We start from the raw sequence: 20,787 nt of genomic DNA, 5'->3' as shown, positions 1-20,787 counted from the left end.
ACTCGGTCCAGAGGCGTCAACTTCGTAGGGCGGCTTTTACAAAGCCGCCTTGCCGGCACCGCCATACAGTATGCAAGGCCGGTTCAATGAACCAGCCCCACGAGAACTTGGAGAATTCAAATGCGTGACCAAAACAACGACCTGCTCACCATCGCAGGCAAGACCTATAAAAGCCGCCTGCTGGTCGGCAGCGGCAAATACAAGGATTTGCAGCAGACGCGCGAAGCCACGCTGGCGGCCGAAGCGGACATCATCACGGTGGCGATCCGCCGCGTGAACATCGGCCAGGACCCGAACGCCCCCAGCCTGCTGGACGTGGTGCCGCCATCGGAATTCACGATCCTGCCGAATACGGCCGGCTGCTACAACGCGAAGGACGCGGTGTACACGCTGCAAATGGCGCGCGAACTGCTGAACGGCCACAAGCTGGTGAAACTGGAAGTTCTGGGCGACGAAAAAACGCTGTTCCCCAACATGCCGGAAACCCTGGTTGCCGCGAAAGAGCTGGTGAAAGACGGCTTCGACGTGATGGTGTATTGCAGCGACGACCCGATCCAGGCGCGCATGCTGGAAGATATCGGCGTGGCCGCGGTGATGCCGCTGGCGTCGCTGATCGGTTCCGGCATGGGTATTTTGAATCCGTGGAACCTGTCGCTGATCATCGAGCAGTCGAACGTGCCGGTGCTGGTCGATGCGGGCGTCGGTACCGCGTCCGATGCCGCCATCGCAATGGAGCTGGGTTGCGACGGCGTGCTGATGAACACGGCCATTGCCGGCGCCCAGGATCCGGTCCGCATGGCGCGCGCCATGAAACTGGGTGTGCAGGCGGGACGCGAAGCGTTCCTGGCCGGCCGCATCGCCCGTAAATTCGCCGCATCGCCATCGTCGCCGATGGCAGGGCGCGCCACCGGTTCCAAGGCATGACGTCCGAAGCCCGTCAACCCTGCGTGCTGGTCTTTGCCGGATCCGACCCGTCGGGCGGCGCCGGCATTGCCGCCGATATCCTGGCCATCCATGCGCAAAGCGCGCACGCGCTGCCGGTGATCACGGCGCTGACCGTGCAAGACAATAACCGCGTGTATGCCGTGCAGCCGGTGGAGCCGGATATGGTGTTGAAGCAGGCGCGCGCGCTGGCTGCGAAAGTGGCCATCCGCGCCGTCAAGATCGGCATCACGGGCAGCGCCGCCAACGCGCTGGCCATCGCGCAAGTGATTACCGAACTGCGCACCACGTATCCGGATTTGCCCGTGGTGCTGGACCCGGTGCTGGCCAGCGGCCATGGCGACCTGCTGTCGCGCGACGACGCGGTGCAGGCGCTGGCGCCGCTGCTGCCGCTGGCGACCATGATCACGCCGAATGGCGTGGAAGCGGCGGCGCTGGTGGGCGCGCCGGCGCAGGCGGCCGACCATGGAGAGGCGCGCGAGCACGCCCAGTCCCTGCTGGACAAGGGTTGCAAGCACGTGCTGATCACCGGTGGCCATGGCCTGGGCGACACCATCATCAACCGCTGGTTCAACCATGCGCAGGGCCAGAGCTGGAGCTGGCAGCGGCTGCCAGGTGAATTCCACGGCAGCGGCTGCACGCTGGCGTCCACCATCGCCGGCCTGCTGGCGTATGGCTATCCGGTGGCGCAAGCGCTGGTCAGGGCGCAGGGCTATACGCATCGCGCGCTGGCGGCCGCCTATGCGATCGCGCCGGGCCAACTCATTCCCCAACGTTGAAGGAGCGTCACGATGCAAGGACTCTATCTGGTCACCCCCAACTGGGATGACACCGTCAAGCTGCTGTCCGTGACGGAAAAGGCGCTGTCGGCCGGCGTCGGCGTGCTGCAATACCGGCACAAGGATGCGTGCGTGGATTTGCGCATCGAACAGGCCACGGCGTTGCAAGAGCTGTGCCGCCGCCACCGCGTGCCATTCATCATCAACGACCATATCGACCTGGCGCTGCAACTGGACGCGGATGGCGTGCATGTGGGCGGCACCGATACCAAAGTGGCGCAGGTAAGGGCGCTGCTGGGCCCTGGCAAGATCATCGGCGCATCCTGCTACGGCGACTTGCAGTTGGCGATCGATGCGCAGGCGGCGGGCGCCAGCTATGTGGCGTTCGGCGGCTTTTACCCGTCGCTGGTGAAAAAATACGACGTCACCACGCAATCGTCCATCATCGACGCCGCCCTGGCGCGGGTGAACTTGCCCAATTGTGTGATCGGCGGCATGACGCCGGACAACGCGGCGCCGCTGGTGGCGCGTGGTGCGCACATGGTGGCGGCCATTACCAGCGTCTACCAGGCCGACGATCCGGCGGCGGCAGTACGGGCGTTCAATCTATTGTTTGAGAAGCAAGGAAATCGCGCACAGGCAGCGTAATTTGTCACTATAATGGGGCATCCCGGCAGGCGCTTGCACAGGCGCCTGCGTCATTTAAAGGTTGCCGACCATGACTGCACAAGCCCCGGCCAAGCGCCTGATCCTGATCGTCGACGACGATAAATTGCTGGCTGAATTCATCAGTGAAATCCTGCGCCACGCCGGCTACGACACCATGCAAGCGTATGGCGCCGATGAAGCGCTGAAGCTGATTGCCGAACGCGAACCGGACCTGGCGCTGCTCGATATCCATATGCCGGGCATGTCCGGGCTGGAACTGGCCAAGCAATTGAACCGCAATACGTCGGTACCGTTCATGTTCCTGTCCGGCCGCGGCGACAACGACGCCGCCAAGGAAGCCGCGGCGCATGGCGCCGTGGGTTTTGTCGTCAAGCCGGTCGATGAACAACACTTGATGCCGGCCTTCCGCGCCAGCCTGGCGCGCGCCGATGAAATCCGCCAGTTGCGCCGCACGGAAATGAATTTGAATGCCGCGCTGGCGGCGGGGCGGGAAACCAGTCTGGCCGTGGGCTTGTTGATGTGCAAGTTCCAGACCGACCGCAACACGGCGTTTGAAGTGTTGCGTGACCATGCCCGTTCCAGCCGCCGCAAGATCAATGAAATTGCCGACCAGTTGCTGTCGGCCGAGGAAATGTTGAACAGTTTGCACGCTTCGTTCAACGCCCGCCTCAAGAAGTAAGCGCTGAACGTAGTGAGAAAGACACTATCGGCCCGATAGATAATTATTTCGCGCAACATTGTTTTGATTTGCGCTAAACTGTATAACGATCAGCGGGGCCTCGACCCGTCCCCGCTTCCCACTGTGGTTGCCTGTTCCCTGCAACCACATCTGCTCTTCCCCGGCCCTACTCCGCCGACCCTGCAACCCTGACTGTTATTGACCGCCTTGCGCTTCCGTGCGGGTGTCAGGTTTGCATCAACCCAGCTTATGCCGCGGCCTGCGGGCTGCGGGCGGAGATGACGATGAAAGATACACCTGACATTCACTGCGATGCATACCGCGAAGTCGCAGAAGCATGCCGCGACGTACCGCGCGTGCTGCATGTTGACGGCGACGGCGACGCCGCGCTGGTGCTGGCAACCCTGCTGGTGCCGGAAACCCAGGTCCACCATGCGGCCAGCCTGGCCGAAGCGGTGCGCGCCATCAATGAACAGGAATTCGCGCTGGTCGTGCTGGACCCGGATTTGCCGGACGGCGATGGCGCGGATTTGCTGCATAACCTGTCGCGGCGCACCTCGGCGCCGCCGGTATTGTTGTACTCGGCGCGCCATCCCGGCTTGCGCACGCCGGCCCATGCGTTCCTGCCGAAACCCTGGACATCGCCACGCCAGTTGTGGCGCACGGTTTCCCACATGCTGGGACTGTCGTCCGCATCGTTGCAGGAGCTGCCAATATGAAATTATCCGACTTGAACAACATCCTGTATGTGGAAGACAACCCACAACTGCGCTGCGTGACCAAGATGGCGCTGGAAGTGATCGGGCGCTTCCAGGTGTGCGATTGCGATTCCAGCCGCAGCGGTTTGCTGGAGGCAAAGGATTTTTTCCCCGACCTGATCCTGCTGGACGTCGCGTCGTGCGAGCATGACGGTCTGCTGACCCTGGAACGCTTGCGGCGGATCCCGCAGTTGCGGGACACGCCCGCCATGTTCGTCACCGGCCTGGCCGCTGCGGGGGAAGTGGCGCAATACGTGGCGGCGGGCGCCATCGGCATCATCGCCAAACCGCTGGAGCCATTGCGGCTGGCGTCGCAAGTGCGCCAGTTGTGGGCCAGCCGGCAAAAACTGCCCGGGGGTTTTGGTTTTACGGCGTCGATGGCGTGTCACGAGTAATTGTTCCTTGATAAGATGTGGGCCTGCCAAAAACACATCGACAGGAACTGTTATGAAAACCAAAGCCGCCGTAGCGTGGAAATCAGGTGCACCGCTGACCATCGAAGAGGTGGAATTGAGTGGGCCGCGTGAAGGGGAAGTGCTGGTCGAGATCAAGGCGACCGGCATTTGCCATACCGACTACTACACGCTGTCCGGTGCGGATCCTGAAGGTATTTTCCCTGCCATCCTTGGACACGAAGGGGCAGGTGTCGTAGTCGATGTGGGGCCTGGCGTGAAAAGCCTGAAAAAGGACGATCACGTCATCCCCCTGTATACGCCGGAATGCCGGCAATGCAAATTCTGCCTGTCGCAAAAGACCAACCTGTGCCAGGCGATCCGCTCTACCCAGGGCAAAGGCCTGATGCCGGACGGTAGCAGCCGCTTTTCCATCGATGGCAAGCCTATTTTCCATTACATGGGCACGTCGACTTTTTCCAATTACATCGTCGTGCCGGAAATCGCGCTGGCGAAAATCCGCTCCGACGCGCCATTCGATAAGGTCTGCTACATCGGCTGCGGCGTGACGACCGGCGTGGGCGCCGTGCTGTTCACCGCCAAGGTGGAGGCGGGCGCCAATGTCGTCGTGTTCGGCCTGGGCGGCATTGGCCTGAACGTGATCCAGGCGGCGAAGATGGTGGGTGCGGACAAGATCATCGGCATCGACCTGAACCCGGAGCGCGAAGCGATTGCCCGCAAGTTCGGCATGACGCACTTTGTCAATCCAAAGAACGTCGACAACGTGGTGGATACGATCATCCAGTTGACGGACGGCGGCGCCGACTACAGTTTCGAGTGCATCGGCAACACCACCACCATGCGCCAGGCGCTGGAGTGCTGCCACAAGGGCTGGGGCCAGTCGATCATCATCGGCGTGGCGGCGGCAGGCCAGGAAATCGCCACCCGTCCATTCCAGCTGGTGACGGGCCGCGTGTGGAAGGGTTCCGCCTTTGGCGGCGCGCGCGGACGCACCGACGTGCCGAAAATCGTCGACTGGTACATGGAAGGCAAACTGAATATCGACGATCTCATCACGCACAAGCTGGCGCTGGACGACATCAACCAGGGCTTTGACTTGATGAAGAGCGGGGAATCGATCCGTTCGGTCGTCATGTATTGAGTTAAATTAACAGGCTGCACCGCCCGGTTTGCAGCCTGTCGCATTTCCCGCCGATTTTCCCCCTGCTTGCACTATCTTTCCTCCTGAACACGGCACGCCTCAAAGTAGAAAAAAACTTCTAGACATGGATGTCTAGATCATTTAATCTACTTTGCAACCAATCAGGAGCGACGCATGACCCCAGACGCCTTTTTTTCAGCCTTGCTGCCCGCCATCGGCTGGTCGCTGCTGCACTTTTTGTGGCAAGGGTTGCTGATCGGTTGTGGCGCGTCGCTGGCGCTGCACTTGCTGCGCAATGCCCGCCCGCAGGCGCGCTATGCAGTGGCTTGCGCGGCGTTGTTGCTGTGCGTTGTCCTGCCGTTGGCCGGCATCGTGCTGCGCATGGCGGAGGCGGCCACCTTGCCGTTGCCCGTTGCCGCCGATGGCAACTGGCTGGCGGCGGCCGGCGCGCCGGCCGTGCCGGAACTGGTGGATGCCGATCAATGGACGTCGTGGCGCTACCTGTTGCAGCGCCAGTTGCCATGGCTGGTGCTGTTGTGGGCGGCCGGCGCCGCCGTCATGACGTTGCGCTTGTCGATGGGCTTGATGTGGGTGCGCGAGCGCACCTTGCAGGCGGCGGATGTATCGGATGCCGCATGGCAGCAGCGCCTGGACCGCCTGGCGCTGCGCATGGGACTCAAGCGTGGCGTCCGGCTGGCGATTGCCGAACGGCTGGACGGCCCGATGACGGCCGGTTGCTGGAAGCCGGTGGTGCTGGTGCCGGCGTCTCTGGTGACAGGCCTGCCGCCGGAATTGCTGGAAGCGCTGCTGGCGCACGAACTGGCGCATATCCGCCGCCACGATTACCTGGTCAACCTGGCGCAAAGCGCCATCGAGATTTTGCTGTTCTACCATCCGGCCGTGTGGATGCTGTCCAGTCGCATCCGCATGGAACGGGAACAGATTGCAGACGATATCGCGGCAAGTACGCTGGGCGAACCGCGGCGCCTGGCCCTTGCCTTGTCGGAACTGGACCGCTTCCAGTTCTCCACACCCCAACTAGCCCATGCGGCTCACGGAGGAAACCTCATGTCCCGTATCAAACGCCTGGTCCGTCCAGGTTCCGAACCCCTCAGCTGGAAGATCGCGGCGCCCCTGCTCGGGCTGTGCACGGCGTGCGCCATGCTGTATGCCCATGCGGCGCCCTCTGTCGACACCGTGCGCGGCCGGGTTACCGTCACGTCGGAAGACAACAGCGCGAACGATGCCAACAAGGCCAATGACGCCAACCGCGCCAATGATGCCAACCGTGTGAACGACGCCAATGACGGCGGCAGCGTGGCGGCGCAGGAGTCGCTTTCCGGCGGCGAAGAACTGGTGGAGGATCCTCCAGTTCCGCCGGTACCGCCTGCACCGCCGGCCTTTGCGGCGCCGGCCGCACCCGCTGCGCCGGCCGCTCCCGCCGCCCCGGCCTTGCCGGCAATGCCTGCCTTGCCCGCACTCCCGGCCGCACCCGCCGCGCCGGAAATGGCCGAATTGCCGGAACTGCCAGCCTTGCCGGGCAATATTCCGCATCCGCCGAAGCCACCCAAGCCACCGAAAGCGCCCCGCATCGACCTGGGCGGCGAAAGCTTCCGCCACCTGCACATCAGCGACAAGAACAGGGATACCTATGCCGTGGTGCAGGGCAGCCGCAATATTTCGCTGTCGGGCACGGAAGGCGACATCGATGAATTGAAACGCCTGAAAGGTACCGTCAAGGGCGATTTCATCTGGTATCGCAGCGGCGGCAAATCGTATCTGATCCAGGATCCGGCGCTGCTGGCCAAGGCCAATGCCGCATGGGCGCCCACGGAAAAGCTGGGCGAACAACTCGATGCGCACGGCAAGGTGATGGACCAGCACAGCAAGGTCATGGATGGCTTGTCCGCAAAGATGGATGCGCTCAACGCGCAGCGGGAAGGCAACCAGGCCGAGCGTGAAGCGCGCCGCGCCGCCGAGCGCAAGATCGAACAACTGGCGCGCCAGCAGGAAGCCATCGGACGCCAGATCGAAGCGCAAGCCCGCAAGCTCGAGCATGAACGCGCCGACGCCCAGCGCGATGCCGGCCGCCAGCAGATGGAAGCGCTGCAAGCGAAAATGGAACCGCTGGCGCAGCAAATGGCGCAGGCCGCGCAGGAGTTGGCAAAAAACCATGCGCAAATGGTATTGAACCATGTGCCGATGAAAGAACTGGGCCGCGAAATGGCGGAAGCCAGCAAACCGATGCGCGAGCTGGGTCGCAAAATGGGCGAGCTTGGCCGTGAACAGGCGCGCATCAGCCGCGAAGCGGACAAGACCGTGCGCAGCCTGATCGAAGAAGCCGTCCGTAACGGCCAGGCCAAGCCAATGCTGTAAAAGGGGCCAGGCCCTGAAATGTCGAGTACATTTCGGGGCCTGGCACCATAATGTCGACCAGATTCCGCAGGGGCGTCGCCGGCAGGGGGAAAGCGTGGCGGCAAGCGGCTTTTCATCCCCGTCCTGTCCGCTTTCAGCCCGCATCCGGCCATCCGCGCCCGGTATAATCACGGGATGCAAAATCTTCTCCACAACCTCAATCCCGAACAACTTGCCGCCGTCACACTGCCCGCGCAAAGCGCGCTGATCCTCGCAGGCGCCGGTTCCGGTAAAACCCGCGTGCTGACCACGCGCATCGCATGGCTGATCCAGACCGGGCAGATTTCGCCGTCCGGCATCCTGGCCGTGACCTTCACCAACAAGGCCGCCAAGGAAATGCTGGCGCGCCTGTCCGCGATGTTGCCGATTAATACACGGGGCATGTGGATCGGTACGTTCCACGGGTTGTGCAACCGCTTGCTGCGTACCCATTACAAGGATGCCGCGCTGCCGCAGACGTTCCAGATTCTCGACACGCAAGACCAGTTATCGGCGATCAAGCGCTTGCTGAAAGCGTTCAATGTCGATGACGACAAATTCCCCGCGAAGAACGTGATGTACTTCATCAACAACGCGAAGGATGCCGGAGTCCGTGCCGCGCAGATGGAAGCGTTCGACGCCAACGAGCGCAAGATGATCGAGTTGTACGAACTGTATGACGAACAGTGCCAGCGCGAAGGCGTGGTGGATTTTGCCGAACTGCTGTTGCGCACGTATGAACTGCTGTCGCGCAACCAGCCGCTGCGCGAACATTACCAGCAGCGCTTCCGCCACATCCTGGTCGACGAGTTCCAGGATACGAACGACTTGCAATACAAGTGGCTGAAACTGATGTCCGGCCAGGGCGCCAGCGCCGTGTTTGCCGTGGGCGACGATGACCAGAGTATCTACGCCTTCCGTGGCGCCAATGTCGGCAACATGCGCGCATTTGAAACGGAATTCCGCGTCCAGAACCTGATCAAGCTGGAACAGAATTACCGCTCGCACGGCCACATCCTCGATGCGGCCAATATCCTGATCTCGAACAATAGCCGCCGCCTGGGCAAGAACTTGCGTACCGATGCGGGGCAGGGCGAGCCGGTGCGCGTGTATGAAGCCACGTCGGATTTGCAGGAAGCGCAGTGGATCATCGAGGAATCGAAAAACCTGATCAACGAAGGCGTCAAGCGCAGTGAAATCGCCGTGCTGTACCGTTCGAACGCGCAATCGCGCGTGATCGAACATGCGCTGTTCTCGGCCGGCATTCCGTACACCGTCTATGGCGGCTTGCGCTACTTCCAGCGCGCCGAGGTCAAGCACGCGATCGCTTACCTGCAATTGATGGACAACCCGCACAACGATTCGGCGTTCCTGCGCGTGGTGAACTTCCCCGCGCGCGGCATCGGCGTACGCACCATCGAACTGCTGCAAAACGCGGCCACGCAATACGGCATTTCGCTGTATGCGGCCGTGCCGTACATGACGGGCAAGGCGGGAGCGTCGCTGGGTTCGTTCGTGAAACTGATCGAAGGCGCCCGTTTCGAAACGCAGCAATTCGCGTTGCCGGAACTGGTGCGCGTGGTGCTGGACGCCAGCGGCTTGCTGGCCCATTACGCGACCGAGAAAGAAGGCGCGGACCGCATCGAAAACCTGGAGCAGATGGTCAACGCGGCCAAACAATTCGTGTCAGAAGAAGGCTATGGCCAGGACGCGCCGGCGCACCTGGGCCCGCGTTCCGATGCGCAGGCCGGCCAGGCCATCGTCAATGCGGACGGGCTGGAAATCCTCGACGCCGATGCGCCACTGTCGACCGTGATGTCGCCGCTGTCCGCCTTCCTGTCGCACGCGTCGCTGGAGGCGGGCGATAACCAGGCGCAGGCGGGCCAGGATGCGATGCAATTGATGACGGTGCACTCGGCCAAGGGCCTGGAATTCGACAACGTGTTCATCGCGGGCCTGGAAGAAGGCTTGTTCCCGCACGAAAGCAGTTCCAAGGAAAACGATGGCGTGGAAGAAGAGCGCCGCCTGATGTACGTGGCGATCACGCGCGCCCGCAAGCGGCTGTACATGGTGTTTTCACAGACCCGCATGTTGCACGGCCAGACCCGCTACAACGTGCGTTCGCGCTTCTTCGATGAGTTGCCGGAAGAGTCACTGAAATGGCTGTCGCCCCGTGTGCAGGCGCAGTGGTTCGGCAACCGCAAGTCTGCCTGGGACGATGCGCCGCTGACGTTTGGCGCGGACAAGGCGCTGACACAGCGCGTCGCGCAAAAATCGTCCGGCTGGCGTATCGGCGAAGCGGTATCGCACAGCCGCTTCGGCGAAGGCGTGATCGTCAACCTGGAAGGCAGCGGCGACAACTGCCGCGCGCAAATCAATTTCGGCAGCCACGGTATGAAGGTGCTGGATTTATCCGTGGCCAAGCTGGAAAAGCTGGGACGTTAGATCAGCCGGCGGGCTAATGTCGTAGGGCGGTTTCGCGCCAGCGAAGCCGCCACTGCATGCCAGCCGGTATAGTCAGTCAGCAGTCTTTTCAGACGCCACCGGCTCGTCCGACGGTGCGCCAAAGAAGTGCTTGTAGCATGCATACGACGCGCACTGGTACAGCACCAGCGCCACGGGGAACAGCAGGGCGCGCACCAGCAATTGCGTGGTGGACGGTCCGAAAATCATGGCCAATATTTGCACCACGAGCATGAAGATCATGACCCAGCACAGCTGGAACGCGAGATAGGCGCGCAAGCTGCGCCAGATCGTGAAGAAGCTGTAGAACAGCGCCTTGCCCACTTTCATCTGCTGCCAGTAAATCAGCATGGGCGACAGCAGGTAAGCCATGCCCGCGGGCACGCCGATCACCAGCAGCCAGAATAGCAACGCGCCGAAATTGACTTGCTTGAGCGCCGCTTCCGGCGTCATCTGCTGTTTCTGGACTTGCACCGCGACATCGCCCATGTTCAGCGCAAAGATGCCCATCATGACCGCCATGGCTGCCAGGTACAGCGCTCCCAGCGTGATCAGCCGTGGCAATGCGGGCGAGCGGAAGCCGTCGAACAGCACGGTCAGCGTCACGCGCTGCTGCCTTTCCACGCCCTGGTATGCCCGCATGAAGCCGATGCAGAACACGGGCGTCAGGAGCATGGCCGCCACCGGCCCCACCCAGGGAATGATGCTGAGCAACTGCATCAGGAAGGAATAGGCGATGACCAGCATGGTCAGGCCGGCCGGCTGTTTCATGAACAGGGCAAAGCCTTGTTTGATCCACAGCCAGCCGGTGCTTGCGGGGAGTTTGTTCATTGCTTTAATACAGGGCAGGTGCTGCGACGGCGATGCGCTCGCGCAGGATGCGTTCAAAATGCGTCGGATCGTGCGGCGTCAGCATTTCCGCTTCGCGCGGCAAATGCAGGTCGTACAAACGGGACAGCCAGAAGCGCAACGCGCCGGCGCGCAGCATGGTTTGCCACGATTGCTGTTCGGCAGCCGTGAATGGCCGCACCGCGTGGTAGGCGTCCAGCATGGCGCGCACGCGGGCCGTGTCCAGGATGCCCGTGTCGAGGTCGATGCACCAGTCGTTGACGGTCACCGCCACGTCGAACAGCCACGTATCGCAGCCGGCGAAATAAAAGTCGAAGAAGCCCGTCAGTTTTTCACCGTCGAACATCACATTGTTGCGGAACAGGTCGGCATGCACCGGGCCCTGCTGCAATTTCTTGTAGATATCGGATTTGGCAAAACTGTCCTGCAACTGGATTTCATCGCGCAGCAGGGTCGCGGTCTCGGCCGGCATGAACGGCAGTACTTGCGGCGCCGCCCAGTGCCACCAGTCCAGGCCACGCAAATTCGGCTGGTAAGCGGGGTAATCGGCGCCCGCCATGTGCATTTTTGCCAGCATGGCGCCCACTTCCGCGCAATGCACGGGTTGCGGCGACAGTTGCGAACTGCCCACCAGCTTGGTGACGATGGAAGCCGGTTTGCCGCGCAAGGCCACCACCAGTTCACCCTTGTCGTTGGGAATCGGGGCCGGCACGGCGACGCCGCGCTCGGCCAGATGGCGCATCAGGTTCAAATAAAACGGCAATTGTTCGAACGACAGGTTCTCGAAAATCGTGAGGACGTATTCGCCGCTCTCGGTCGTCAGGAAGAAATTGCTGTTCTCGATACCGGAAGCGATGCCTTTGATCGCGACCGGCTTGCCGAGGGGGAATTGCGTGATCCACTGGCCGACATCGTCCAGGCTGACCGGGGTAAAAACTGCCATGAGAAAGCGGAGCTGTGATAGCTGGTAAAAAATTAATAGGAAGGCAAGGTCAGCGTTTGGGTGGGGGAGGCGGCGGGACATTGTCTTCCGCTTCGTCTTCCTTCTGCTTGGTCTTTTTCTTGCCGAGATCAAATTCCATCACCGTCCACTGGGGGCCGCGGTTCGCCATGCCGGCGGCATCGCCAGGCAGCGCCGTGCTGGTGCTGGTGTTCTTGGGTTTCACGGTGTACGTCGACGGCCCGCTTTTGATTTTCGCTTCCGTCACGCGGCCGCTGTTGTCGCGTTTTTCATTGACCGATTTTTCTTTCGGCTTGTCGCTGACCGTGATGGGTGTATCAATTTCGTCGATTTTGTCGAGCTTGGGAGGGGCGGCGGATGGCGCCGGAGCCTGAGTCTGAGCCCATGCCGCATTGCTCAGGGCGAGGATGAGAACTGGCCAGATTGTGGAAAGTCGCATGGTGATATCGCCTAAGTCGGTTGTGCAGGCGGTTGCTTGCCTTTCCATTGTAACAAACCACTACCATGTCTGTTTTAAAACCCGGCTTTCCCGGTTGGAAATTGCCTTCGCAGAAAGCTTGTGTTGCATACCAAGGCCCCCGGCAGTTCTGCGATAATGGGAGATTCATCTTCACTGTGTTGGCTTTTATGCAAAAGACCCTGCTGCTGGTTGACGGTTCCAGTTACCTTTATCGCGCTTTTCACGCGCTGCCCGACTTGCGCGGCCCGAACGGTTATCCGACCGGCGCCATGCACGGCATGGTCAACATGCTGCGCCGCCTGCGCGCCGACTTCCCTGCCGCATACATTGCCTGTGTTTTCGACGCCAAAGGCAAAACCTTCCGCGACGACCTGTATCCCGAATACAAGGCGCATCGTCCGCCGATGCCGGACGACTTGCGCCAGCAGATCGAACCGATCCATGAAGCCGTGCGCGCCATGGGCTGGCCGATCCTGATGGTGGATGGCGTGGAAGCGGACGACGTGATCGGCACGCTGTCGGTCGAGGCGGTCAAAGCCGACATGGACGTCATCGTTTCCACCGGCGACAAGGACCTGGCGCAACTGGTCAACAACCGCGTCACCCTGATCAATACGATGACCAATGAAAAGCTTGATGAAGCGGGCGTGCTGGCCAAATTCGGCGTGCCGCCGAATTTGATCATCGATTACCTGACGCTGATTGGCGACACGGTCGACAACGTGCCCGGTGTGAACAAGTGCGGCCCGAAAACCGCCGTCAAATGGCTGACGCAATATGGCACGCTGGACGGCATCATCGCCAATGCCGATAAAGTCACGGGCGCCGTCGGTGAAAACCTGCGCACCGCCTTGCCATGGCTGCCGAAGGGCCGCGAACTGATCACCGTGAAGACCGATTGCGATTTGTCCGCGCACATGATGTCGATTTCGGAATCTCTGGTGGCCAAGGGCGAAGACAAGGAAGCGCTGCTGACGTTCTTCACCACGTACGGCTTCAAGACCCTGCTGCGCGAGTTGGGCGGCCTGGCGCCGTCGGCCGCCGCCACGGAAAAAGCCGCCGCTGCCATGCCGGCGGCCGGTCCGGCCACGGGAGACCTGTTCGGCGCCATCAGTGCGCCGGCCAGCGTGCACTATGAAACCGTGCTGACGGAAGCGCAGCTGGACCAGTGGATCGCGAAGATCGAGCAGGCCGAACTGACGGCGGTCGATACGGAAACCACGTCGCTGGAACCGATGACGGCGCAAATGGTGGGTATTTCGCTGGCCACGGAGCCGGGCCTGGCGTGCTATATCCCGGTGGCGCACAGCTACCAAGGCGTGCCGCAGCAGCTGGAGCGCGGCTACGTGCTGGAGCGCCTGAAGCCGTGGCTGGAAAATCCCGCCAAACACAAGGTCGGCCAAAACCTCAAGTACGACAGCCATATCTTTGCCAACCACGGCGTCCGGCTGCAAGGCATCGTGCACGACACGCTGCTGCAATCGTACGTCTTTGAATCGCACCGCCCGCACGACATGGACAGCCTGGCGCTGCGTCACCTGAACCACACGACGATTCCGTTTGTCGACGTGTGCGGCAAGGGCGCGAACCAGATCACGTTCGACCAGGTGGAAATCGGCCGCGCCACCGAATATGCGGCGGAAGACGCGGACATCACGTTGCGCCTGCACCTGGCCATGCACGGCACCGTGCACGAAGATGAAAACCTCAAGCGGATCTACGAAACCATCGAATTGCCGACGGCGATCGTGCTGCAAAAGATCGAGCGCAACGGCGTGCTGATCGATGCGGCGCTGCTGAAAACCCAGTCCAATGAACTGGGCGCGCGCATCCTGGAACTGGAAAAGAAAGCCCATGAACTGGCGGAGCAGCCGTTCAACCTGGGTTCGCCCAAGCAGATCGGTGAAATCTTCTTTGACAAGCTGAAGCTGCCGGTGGTGAAAAAGACGCCGAGCGGCGCGCCGTCGACGGACGAGGAAGTGCTGCAAAAGCTGGCCGAAGATTACCCGCTGCCGAAAGTGCTGCTGGAATACCGTGGCATGGCCAAGCTGAAGTCGACTTACACGGACAAGCTGCCCAATATGATCAACCGCGACACGGGCCGCGTGCATACCAACTATGCGCAGGCGGTGGCCGTGACGGGGCGCCTGGCGTCCAACGACCCGAACCTGCAAAACATCCCGATCCGCACGGCGGAAGGGCGCCGCATCCGCGAAGCGTTCATTGCACCGCCGGGCCATCACATCGTGTCGGCCGACTATTCGCAAATCGAGTTGCGCATCATGGCCCACATTTCGGGCGATGAAAACATGCTGAAGGCGTTCGCGGAAGGCGAAGACATTCACCGTGCGACGGCAGCGGAAATCTTTGGCGTGGCCCCGGCCGATGTGACGAGCGAACAGCGCCGTTACGCCAAGGTGATCAACTTCGGCCTGATTTATGGCATGAGCGCATTCGGCCTGGCGTCGAACCTGGGGATCGAGCGCGCCGCCGCGCAGAATTACATCGACCGCTATTTCGCCCGCTTCGCCGGCGTGAAGCACTATATGGACGATACGCGCGTGCAGGCCAAGGCGCGCGGCTATGTGGAAACCGTGTTTGGCCGCCGCCTGTGGCTGCCCGAAATCAATTCGCCGAACGGCCCGCGCCGCCAGGCGGCGGAACGGGCGGCAATCAATGCGCCGATGCAGGGCACGGCCGCCGACCTGATCAAGCTGGCCATGGTCGCGGTGCAGGACTGGCTGGAAAAAGATGGCCTGAAAACCAAGATGATCATGCAGGTGCACGACGAACTGGTGCTGGAAGTGCCGGACGATGAGCTGGAACTGGTCAAGCGCAAGGTGCCGGAATTGATGGCGGGTGTGGCGCAGTTGAAGGTGCCGTTGCTGGCGGAAGTCGGCGTCGGCAAGAACTGGGACGAAGCGCATTAATTCGTAGGGCGGATCGGGGGTAGCGAGCCGCCCTACGGAGTATGCGCTGTTGGCCATGATTCATGCGGCGGGCCCAGGCAAAAATCCGCTGCCACCGTTACAATGTCCGGTTTGCATGTGATGCACACCGTGCGCACGAGGTTTCAAAATCGATTCCACACTCATTTCCATCCTGCTGGCTACCACGATCGGCGGCGTCATCAGCCTGACGGCGGCGGCGGTGTTTTCCTTTACCTTGCTGGCCAAGGTGGTGGAACGCATGGTCAGCCTGTCAGTCGGCATCATGCTGTCGACGTCATTGCTGCACGCCTTGCCGGAAGCGTTTGAATCCGGGGCCGATCCGCGCACCTTGTTTGCAACGCTGCTGGGCGGCTTGCTGGCGTTCTTCATGCTGGAAAAGCTGGCGATCCTGCGCCATTCGCACCATCACGAAGGCGACGGCCACCACCATTCGCATGGCCACGACAAGCGCGAAGCGGGCAAGGCGGGCTGGATGATCCTGGTCGGCGACGGCATGCACAACTTCACGGACGGCATCCTGATCGCGGCGGCTTTCCTGGCCGATCCGGGCCTGGGCATCGTGACGGGCGTGGCCATCATTGCCCATGAAATCCCGCAGGAAATCGGCGACTTCATCGTGCTGCTGAATGCGGGCTTTTCCCGTACCCGCGCCTATATCTACAACCTTCTGTGCAGCTTGCTGGCGGTGGCGGGCGGCTTGCTCGGTTACTACACGCTGGACAAGGCCAGCGGCATGATCCCGTACGTGCTGGTGTTCGCATCGTCCGGCTTCATTTATATTGCCGTCAGCGACCTGATGCCGCAAATGCAGCGGCGCGCGACGCTGCAGGAAACCATACCGCAGGTGCTGCTGATTGCGCTGGGTGTCTGCATCGTGCTGTTCCTGACGGCACACCGTCATTAAATATTTTTAACCTTCCCCGTTGACCCCGGAATCAGAAGTGTCTAATATCGTCACACAATAATGACAACGTTGGACATTTTGAGAAATGTTCCGCCAGCAACAACAAAGGAGATGCAGTGTCGACCATACATGACGTGGCTGAAAAAGCCGGCGTGTCGATTAAAACCGTGTCGCGGGTACTGAACGACGCCAGCTCGGTGTCGGAAAAGACGCGCCTGCGCATCGAGCAAGCCATGCAGGCGCTGGATTTTGCGCCATCGGCGGCGGCGCGCATGCTGCGCGGCCGTCCCACCGGACTGGTGGCGGTGATTGCCGAACGCCTGACCACCACCCCGGATTCATCGGAAATCATCAAGGGCATTCACGCTGTCTGCGAACAGAACGGCAAGATGCTGATCATCGGCGAAACCGGCGGCCTGGCCAGCGTGGCGGACCGGCTGGTGGCCGACATGCGCGAACGGCGCGTGGAAGCCATCATGTTCGCCACGCCGTTTCACCGCGCCGTCACGCTCGAGCACATGCTGGGCAGCACGCCCACCGTGCTGGCCAACTGCTTTGAAACCACGGCGCGTTATCCGCAACTGGTGCCGGATGACGAGGAGGGCGGTCGTGCGGCCGCGCGCATCGTGCTGGAAGCGGGGCACCGCAAGATCGCGTTCCTGCAACTGATCGAAGGCATGGTGGCGACCAAGTTGCGCCTGCAAGGTTTCCATCGCGCGATGGCGGAGTTCGGCGTCACGCCGAACGGGCAATGGCTGCTGCACGGCGCCATGCCGGGCGAAGGTGGCGAGTTTTCCCAATTGAGCGACGCCATCGACCGTCTGTTCGCGCAGCCGGAGCAGCCCACCGCCATCCTGTGCGGTAACGACAAGATGGCCATGCGCGTGATCTTCATCCTGCAGCGGCGCGGCCTGCGTGTGCCGGACGACGTTTCCGTGGTCGGCTTCGACGATTTCCGCCTGATTTCCGAAGCGCTGGACCCGGGGTTGACCACGGTCGCGCTGCCGTACCGCGAAATGGGAGAATTGGCGGCGCGCCACGCGTTTTGCGGCGAGCCGGCGCCGGCCGCCACCATCCGCGTGCCATGCCTGCCGGTGATGCGCGGCACCGTGGCCGCACCGCCGAAGGCCGCTACGCGGCGCAAGCCATGAAGGCCGCCGCCGCGCTGCTGGCGCTGGCCGCCGCCCAGGCCATGGCGGCGCCACAGGAAGTGACCGTGTGGCGCCATGACACGGGCGACGCGGAAATGGCCGCCAGCAAAGCCATGGTGGAACGCTTCAACCGGTCGCAGGACAAATGGAAAGTGACGGTGCAGGCGATCCCGCAAGGCTCGTACACGGAAGCCATCACGGCCGCGTCCATGGTTGGCCAACTGCCGTGCGTGGTGGCGATCGACCAGCCCACGGTGCCGAATTTCGCGTGGGCCGGCCACGTGCAGCCGCTCGACGGCTTGTTGCCGCGCGCCTCCGTGGCGCGCCTGATGCCGGGCGGGAAGGGCACCTATAAAGAGAAACTGTACAGCGTCGGCCAGTTCGACGTGGTATTGCTGCTGTACGCGCGCCGCTCGCAATTGCAGGCGCTCGGCGTGCGCATCGCCACGGTTGACCAGCCTTATACGGCGGAAGAGTTGCACGCCATCCTGCAGCGGGCCAAGGCGTCGAAGCGCTTCCGCTTTCCGCTGGACTTGAATGGCCGCGCCAAGGGCGAATGGGTCAGCTACGGCTTTTCGCCATGGTTGCAAAGCGCGGGCGCCGATCTGATCGACCGCACCGGTTACCTGCGCGTCGATGGCGTCTTGAACAGCCCCGCCGCGCTGGGCGTGGCGCGCTATTACAGCCGCCTGTTCAAGGAAAAGCTGGCCGAACGCAATCCGGCCGACGAGCGCGGTTTCGAACAGGGCCGCTCGCTGCTCCAATATACCGGGTCGTGGAAGGCGCGCGAATATGCGGCGCGCTTTGGCGACGACCTGGTCGCGATGCCGCCGCCCGACTTCGGCGCAGGGCCCAAGGCGGGCGCCGCTTCGTGGCAATGGGCGGTCACGCGCAATTGCCCGGCGCCGCAGGGCGCGGCGGCGTTCGTCGACTTCCTGATCTCGCCGGCGGAAATGGCGGCCATGTCGCGCGCCACCGGCCTGATTCCCGTCAGCGAGGAAGCCGCCGCGCTGACCGAACATTACCGCCCCGGCGGCGACTGGCGCATTTATTTCGACTTCGCCGCCCGCTATGCCACGCCGCGTCCCGCCACGCCGGCCTACCCGGCCATTTCCGCCGCCTTTGAAAAAACCATGTCGGACCTGCGCAGCGGCAAGGACGCCGCCGAAGCGCTGGACGAGGCGGTGGAAGCCATCGAACGCAACATCGCCCGCAACCATGGATACGGTTTCGGCGCGCGCAAGGAGGTCGCCAGCCAATGAACACACTGACCATGACCGAAGCCGGCGCTGCCTTGCCGGCCCCGCCGCCGCAGCGCGGCCGCAAGGCTGGCCTGGACCAGGACAGCCCGTTCGCGGTGGCGGCCTTTGCCGGGCCGGCGCTGCTGCTGTTTGCCGCCTTCATCGTGCTGCCGCTGTTGCTGGCGCTGTGCGCGACCTTCACCAACCACCGGCTGATGTCGCCGGAACCGACGCAGTTCGTCGGCCTGGAAAATTACCGGCGCCTGCTGTCGGTCGACGTGGTGACGGTCGACGCGTTGCGCGGCAGCGGCGGCGCCGCGCTGCGTGACCAGGACGGCCTGCGCTTCCCGACGTGGCGCCAGGTGCGCCAGGCGCACCCGGAACTGGGCGGCTACCGTGAAGCATTCCACCTGCGCCTGGGCGAACGCCGGCTGGTGCTGGCGGCCACCGACCCGCAGTTCTACCGCTCGCTGATCAATACCTTCCTGTTTGCGCTGCTGGTGTTGCCGCTGCAGTGCGGCAGCGCGCTGGGCATGGCGCTGCTGGTGAACCAGAAGATCCGTGGCCGCATCTTTTTCCGCACCGTGTATTTCGCGCCGGTGGTGACGTCGATGGTGGTGGCGTCGATCGTCTGGTCGATCATGCTCAATACCGACCGCGGCCTGGTCAACGAAGTGCTGCGCGCGCTGTCGGGCGACCCGAACACGGGCCCGGACTGGCTGGGCGACAGCCTGTTCGCGCTGCCCGCCATTGCGGTGATGTCGGCTTGGCAGGGCATGGGCTTCCAGATGCTGGTGTTCCTGGCGGGCCTGCAATCGATCCCGCACGAGCAATATGAAGCGGCCACCCTGATGGGAGCGAACGCATGGCAGCGTTTCGTGCACGTGACCTTGCCTGGCTTGCGCAACACCATCGTGTTCGTGCTGGTGTCGACCGCGCTGCTGGCGTTCGGTCTGTTCACGCAGGTCGACGTGATGACCAGCGGCGGACCGCTCGATTCCACCACCACCGTGGTGTACCACTCGGTGCGCACCGGCTTCCGTGAACAGGACATCGGCTACGGCTCGACCATCGCGCTGGTGTTCTTCGGCCTGGTGCTGGCGCTATCCGCGCTGCAGCGCATGGTCGCGGCGAAAGGAGGAGCAAAATGAATCAATTCCTGCGCAAGGGCGTATTGCTGGCCGCGATGGCGGCGGCCGGCGTGCTGTTCGCGGCGCCGCTGCTGTTCATGGTGCTGTCGTCGTTCAAGCCGGAAGCGGCGATCTTCAGCGGGCTGGCGCACTGGTCGTCGTATGTGCCGTCCGCCGGCTGGTCGTTCGACCATTACCGCGCGATTTTCGACAAGAGCGACTTGCCCGGCTTCCTGCTGAACTCCACCATAGTTTCGGCCTGCATCGTGGCGGGCGGCATTCTGCTCAACAGCATGCTGGCGTTTGCGCTGTGCCGCATGCGCTGGCGCGGCCGCCAGGCCGTGCTGGCCTTCGTGGTGGGATTGATGATCGTGCCGCTGGAAGTGATCGCGATCCCGCTGCTGTCGCTGGTGGCGCGCCTGCCATGGCCGGGGTTCGAGAATGGTGCGCTGGTGATGCACACGGGATGGTTCAACAGCCTGCACGTGCAAATCATCCCCTTCCTGGCCAATGCGTTTTGCGTATTCCTGTTCTACCAGTTCTTCAAGGATATTCCTCCGGAACTGGACGAAGCGGCCAAGATGGATGGCGCGGGTCCGTGGACGCTGTTCTTCCGCATCATCCTGCCCAACAGCGGCCCGGTGATCGCCACCGCCGCCATCGTGCTGTTCATCGCCGCCTGGAACCAGTACCTGTGGCCCATCATGGTGGTGCAGGGCGAAGTGGCGCGGCCGGTACAGCCGGGCATCCAGCAATTTTTCGGACGTTCCGAATCGTGGGGACAGATCATGGCCTATGCCACCGTGGTCACCCTTCCCGTGCTCGCGGTGTTCCTGGCATTCCAGCGGCAATTCGTCGCCTCGGTGGCCGGGTCTGGCATCAAGGGCTGAACTTCAACTGAC

Annotated in this window: 18 protein-coding genes; 15 read left to right on the top strand and 3 right to left on the bottom strand. The window is 62.5% G+C overall.

Annotated elements, in window-relative coordinates:
• The first annotated feature begins 120 nt into the window (after window positions 1–120).
• The 9 genes from GJ700_RS15845 (at window position 121) to GJ700_RS15805 (ending at window position 10,220) form a co-directional block, all read left to right on the top strand.
• Window positions 121–924, top strand: a complete 804-nt coding sequence (locus tag GJ700_RS15845; protein WP_154375493.1) for a thiazole synthase — start codon at window positions 121–123, stop codon at window positions 922–924.
• Complete coding sequence (thiD, locus tag GJ700_RS15840; protein WP_154375492.1) at window positions 921–1,721, top strand: bifunctional hydroxymethylpyrimidine kinase/phosphomethylpyrimidine kinase; 801 nt, start codon at window positions 921–923, stop codon at window positions 1,719–1,721. The genes GJ700_RS15845 and thiD overlap by 4 nt, the downstream gene beginning before the upstream one ends.
• A gap of 12 nt (window positions 1,722–1,733) precedes the next feature.
• On the top strand, window positions 1,734–2,369 hold the full coding sequence (gene thiE / locus GJ700_RS15835) for a thiamine phosphate synthase (RefSeq protein WP_154375491.1): 636 nt from the start codon (window positions 1,734–1,736) through the stop codon (window positions 2,367–2,369).
• A 70-nt stretch (window positions 2,370–2,439) separates the two neighbouring features.
• Window positions 2,440–3,069, top strand: a complete 630-nt coding sequence (locus tag GJ700_RS15830) for an ANTAR domain-containing response regulator (RefSeq protein WP_154375490.1) — start codon at window positions 2,440–2,442, stop codon at window positions 3,067–3,069.
• Between the two features lie 284 nt (window positions 3,070–3,353).
• Complete coding sequence (locus tag GJ700_RS15825; protein WP_229507033.1) at window positions 3,354–3,788, top strand: response regulator; 435 nt, start codon at window positions 3,354–3,356, stop codon at window positions 3,786–3,788.
• Entirely contained in the window at window positions 3,785–4,222 is a 438-nt protein-coding gene (locus GJ700_RS15820; RefSeq protein ID WP_154375488.1) for a response regulator, read from the top strand. The genes GJ700_RS15825 and GJ700_RS15820 overlap by 4 nt, the downstream gene beginning before the upstream one ends.
• 52 nt (window positions 4,223–4,274) lie before the next feature.
• Window positions 4,275–5,381, top strand: a complete 1,107-nt coding sequence (locus GJ700_RS15815) for an S-(hydroxymethyl)glutathione dehydrogenase/class III alcohol dehydrogenase (RefSeq protein WP_154375485.1) — start codon at window positions 4,275–4,277, stop codon at window positions 5,379–5,381.
• A gap of 174 nt (window positions 5,382–5,555) precedes the next feature.
• A complete protein-coding gene (locus GJ700_RS15810) occupies window positions 5,556–7,757 on the top strand; it encodes a M56 family metallopeptidase (RefSeq protein ID WP_154375484.1) in 2,202 nt (733 codons plus the stop codon).
• A 174-nt stretch (window positions 7,758–7,931) separates the two neighbouring features.
• The gene (locus tag GJ700_RS15805) at window positions 7,932–10,220 is read left to right on the top strand and encodes a UvrD-helicase domain-containing protein (RefSeq protein WP_154375482.1); all 2,289 of its coding nucleotides are present in this window, start codon (window positions 7,932–7,934) and stop codon (window positions 10,218–10,220) included.
• 72 nt (window positions 10,221–10,292) lie between these two features.
• Here GJ700_RS15805 and GJ700_RS15800 read toward each other — a convergent pair whose 3' ends face one another.
• Genes GJ700_RS15800 through GJ700_RS15790 form a run of 3 tightly spaced genes read right to left on the bottom strand, consistent with a single transcriptional unit; the run spans window position 10,293 to window position 12,535 of the window.
• Window positions 10,293–11,069 carry a BPSS1780 family membrane protein gene (locus GJ700_RS15800; protein ID WP_154375480.1) on the bottom strand — a complete coding sequence of 259 codons (777 nt, stop codon included), beginning with the start codon at window positions 11,067–11,069 and terminating at the stop codon, window positions 10,293–10,295.
• Between the two features lie 4 nt (window positions 11,070–11,073).
• Entirely contained in the window at window positions 11,074–12,030 is a 957-nt protein-coding gene (locus tag GJ700_RS15795; RefSeq protein ID WP_154375478.1) for a homoserine kinase, read from the bottom strand.
• A 49-nt stretch (window positions 12,031–12,079) separates the two neighbouring features.
• On the bottom strand, window positions 12,080–12,535 hold the full coding sequence (locus GJ700_RS15790) for a hypothetical protein (protein WP_229507032.1): 456 nt from the start codon (window positions 12,533–12,535) through the stop codon (window positions 12,080–12,082).
• Between the two features lie 140 nt (window positions 12,536–12,675).
• On the opposite strand from GJ700_RS15790, the gene polA reads away from it, so the two are divergent.
• From polA to GJ700_RS15760, 6 genes are all read left to right on the top strand, one after another.
• Window positions 12,676–15,438, top strand: a complete 2,763-nt coding sequence (polA, locus tag GJ700_RS15785) for a DNA polymerase I (protein WP_154375476.1) — start codon at window positions 12,676–12,678, stop codon at window positions 15,436–15,438.
• A 172-nt stretch (window positions 15,439–15,610) separates the two neighbouring features.
• Window positions 15,611–16,363: a ZIP family metal transporter gene (locus tag GJ700_RS15780; RefSeq protein ID WP_154375474.1), complete on the top strand. Its 753-nt coding sequence runs from the start codon at window positions 15,611–15,613 to the stop codon at window positions 16,361–16,363.
• Window positions 16,364–16,479: 116 nt separating this feature from the next.
• Complete coding sequence (locus tag GJ700_RS15775) at window positions 16,480–17,514, top strand: LacI family DNA-binding transcriptional regulator (RefSeq protein WP_154375471.1); 1,035 nt, start codon at window positions 16,480–16,482, stop codon at window positions 17,512–17,514.
• Window positions 17,448–18,776, top strand: coding sequence for a sugar ABC transporter substrate-binding protein (locus GJ700_RS15770; RefSeq protein ID WP_229507031.1), 1,329 nt, complete (start codon window positions 17,448–17,450; stop codon window positions 18,774–18,776). Before GJ700_RS15775 ends, GJ700_RS15770 begins: the two co-directional genes overlap by 67 nt.
• Window positions 18,773–19,906 (top strand): carbohydrate ABC transporter permease, encoded by a 1,134-nt coding sequence (locus GJ700_RS15765; RefSeq protein ID WP_229507030.1) that lies wholly within the window; start codon window positions 18,773–18,775, stop codon window positions 19,904–19,906. The genes GJ700_RS15770 and GJ700_RS15765 overlap by 4 nt, the downstream gene beginning before the upstream one ends.
• Complete coding sequence (locus tag GJ700_RS15760; protein WP_154375469.1) at window positions 19,903–20,775, top strand: carbohydrate ABC transporter permease; 873 nt, start codon at window positions 19,903–19,905, stop codon at window positions 20,773–20,775. The genes GJ700_RS15765 and GJ700_RS15760 overlap by 4 nt, the downstream gene beginning before the upstream one ends.
• Window positions 20,776–20,787: the final 12 nt, after the last annotated feature.

It is taken from the genome of Pseudoduganella rivuli, from assembly GCF_009674485.1.
Classification (GTDB): Bacteria; Pseudomonadota; Gammaproteobacteria; order Burkholderiales; family Burkholderiaceae_D; genus Rugamonas; species Rugamonas rivuli_B.
This window is presented reverse-complemented; position numbering and strand designations above follow the sequence as displayed.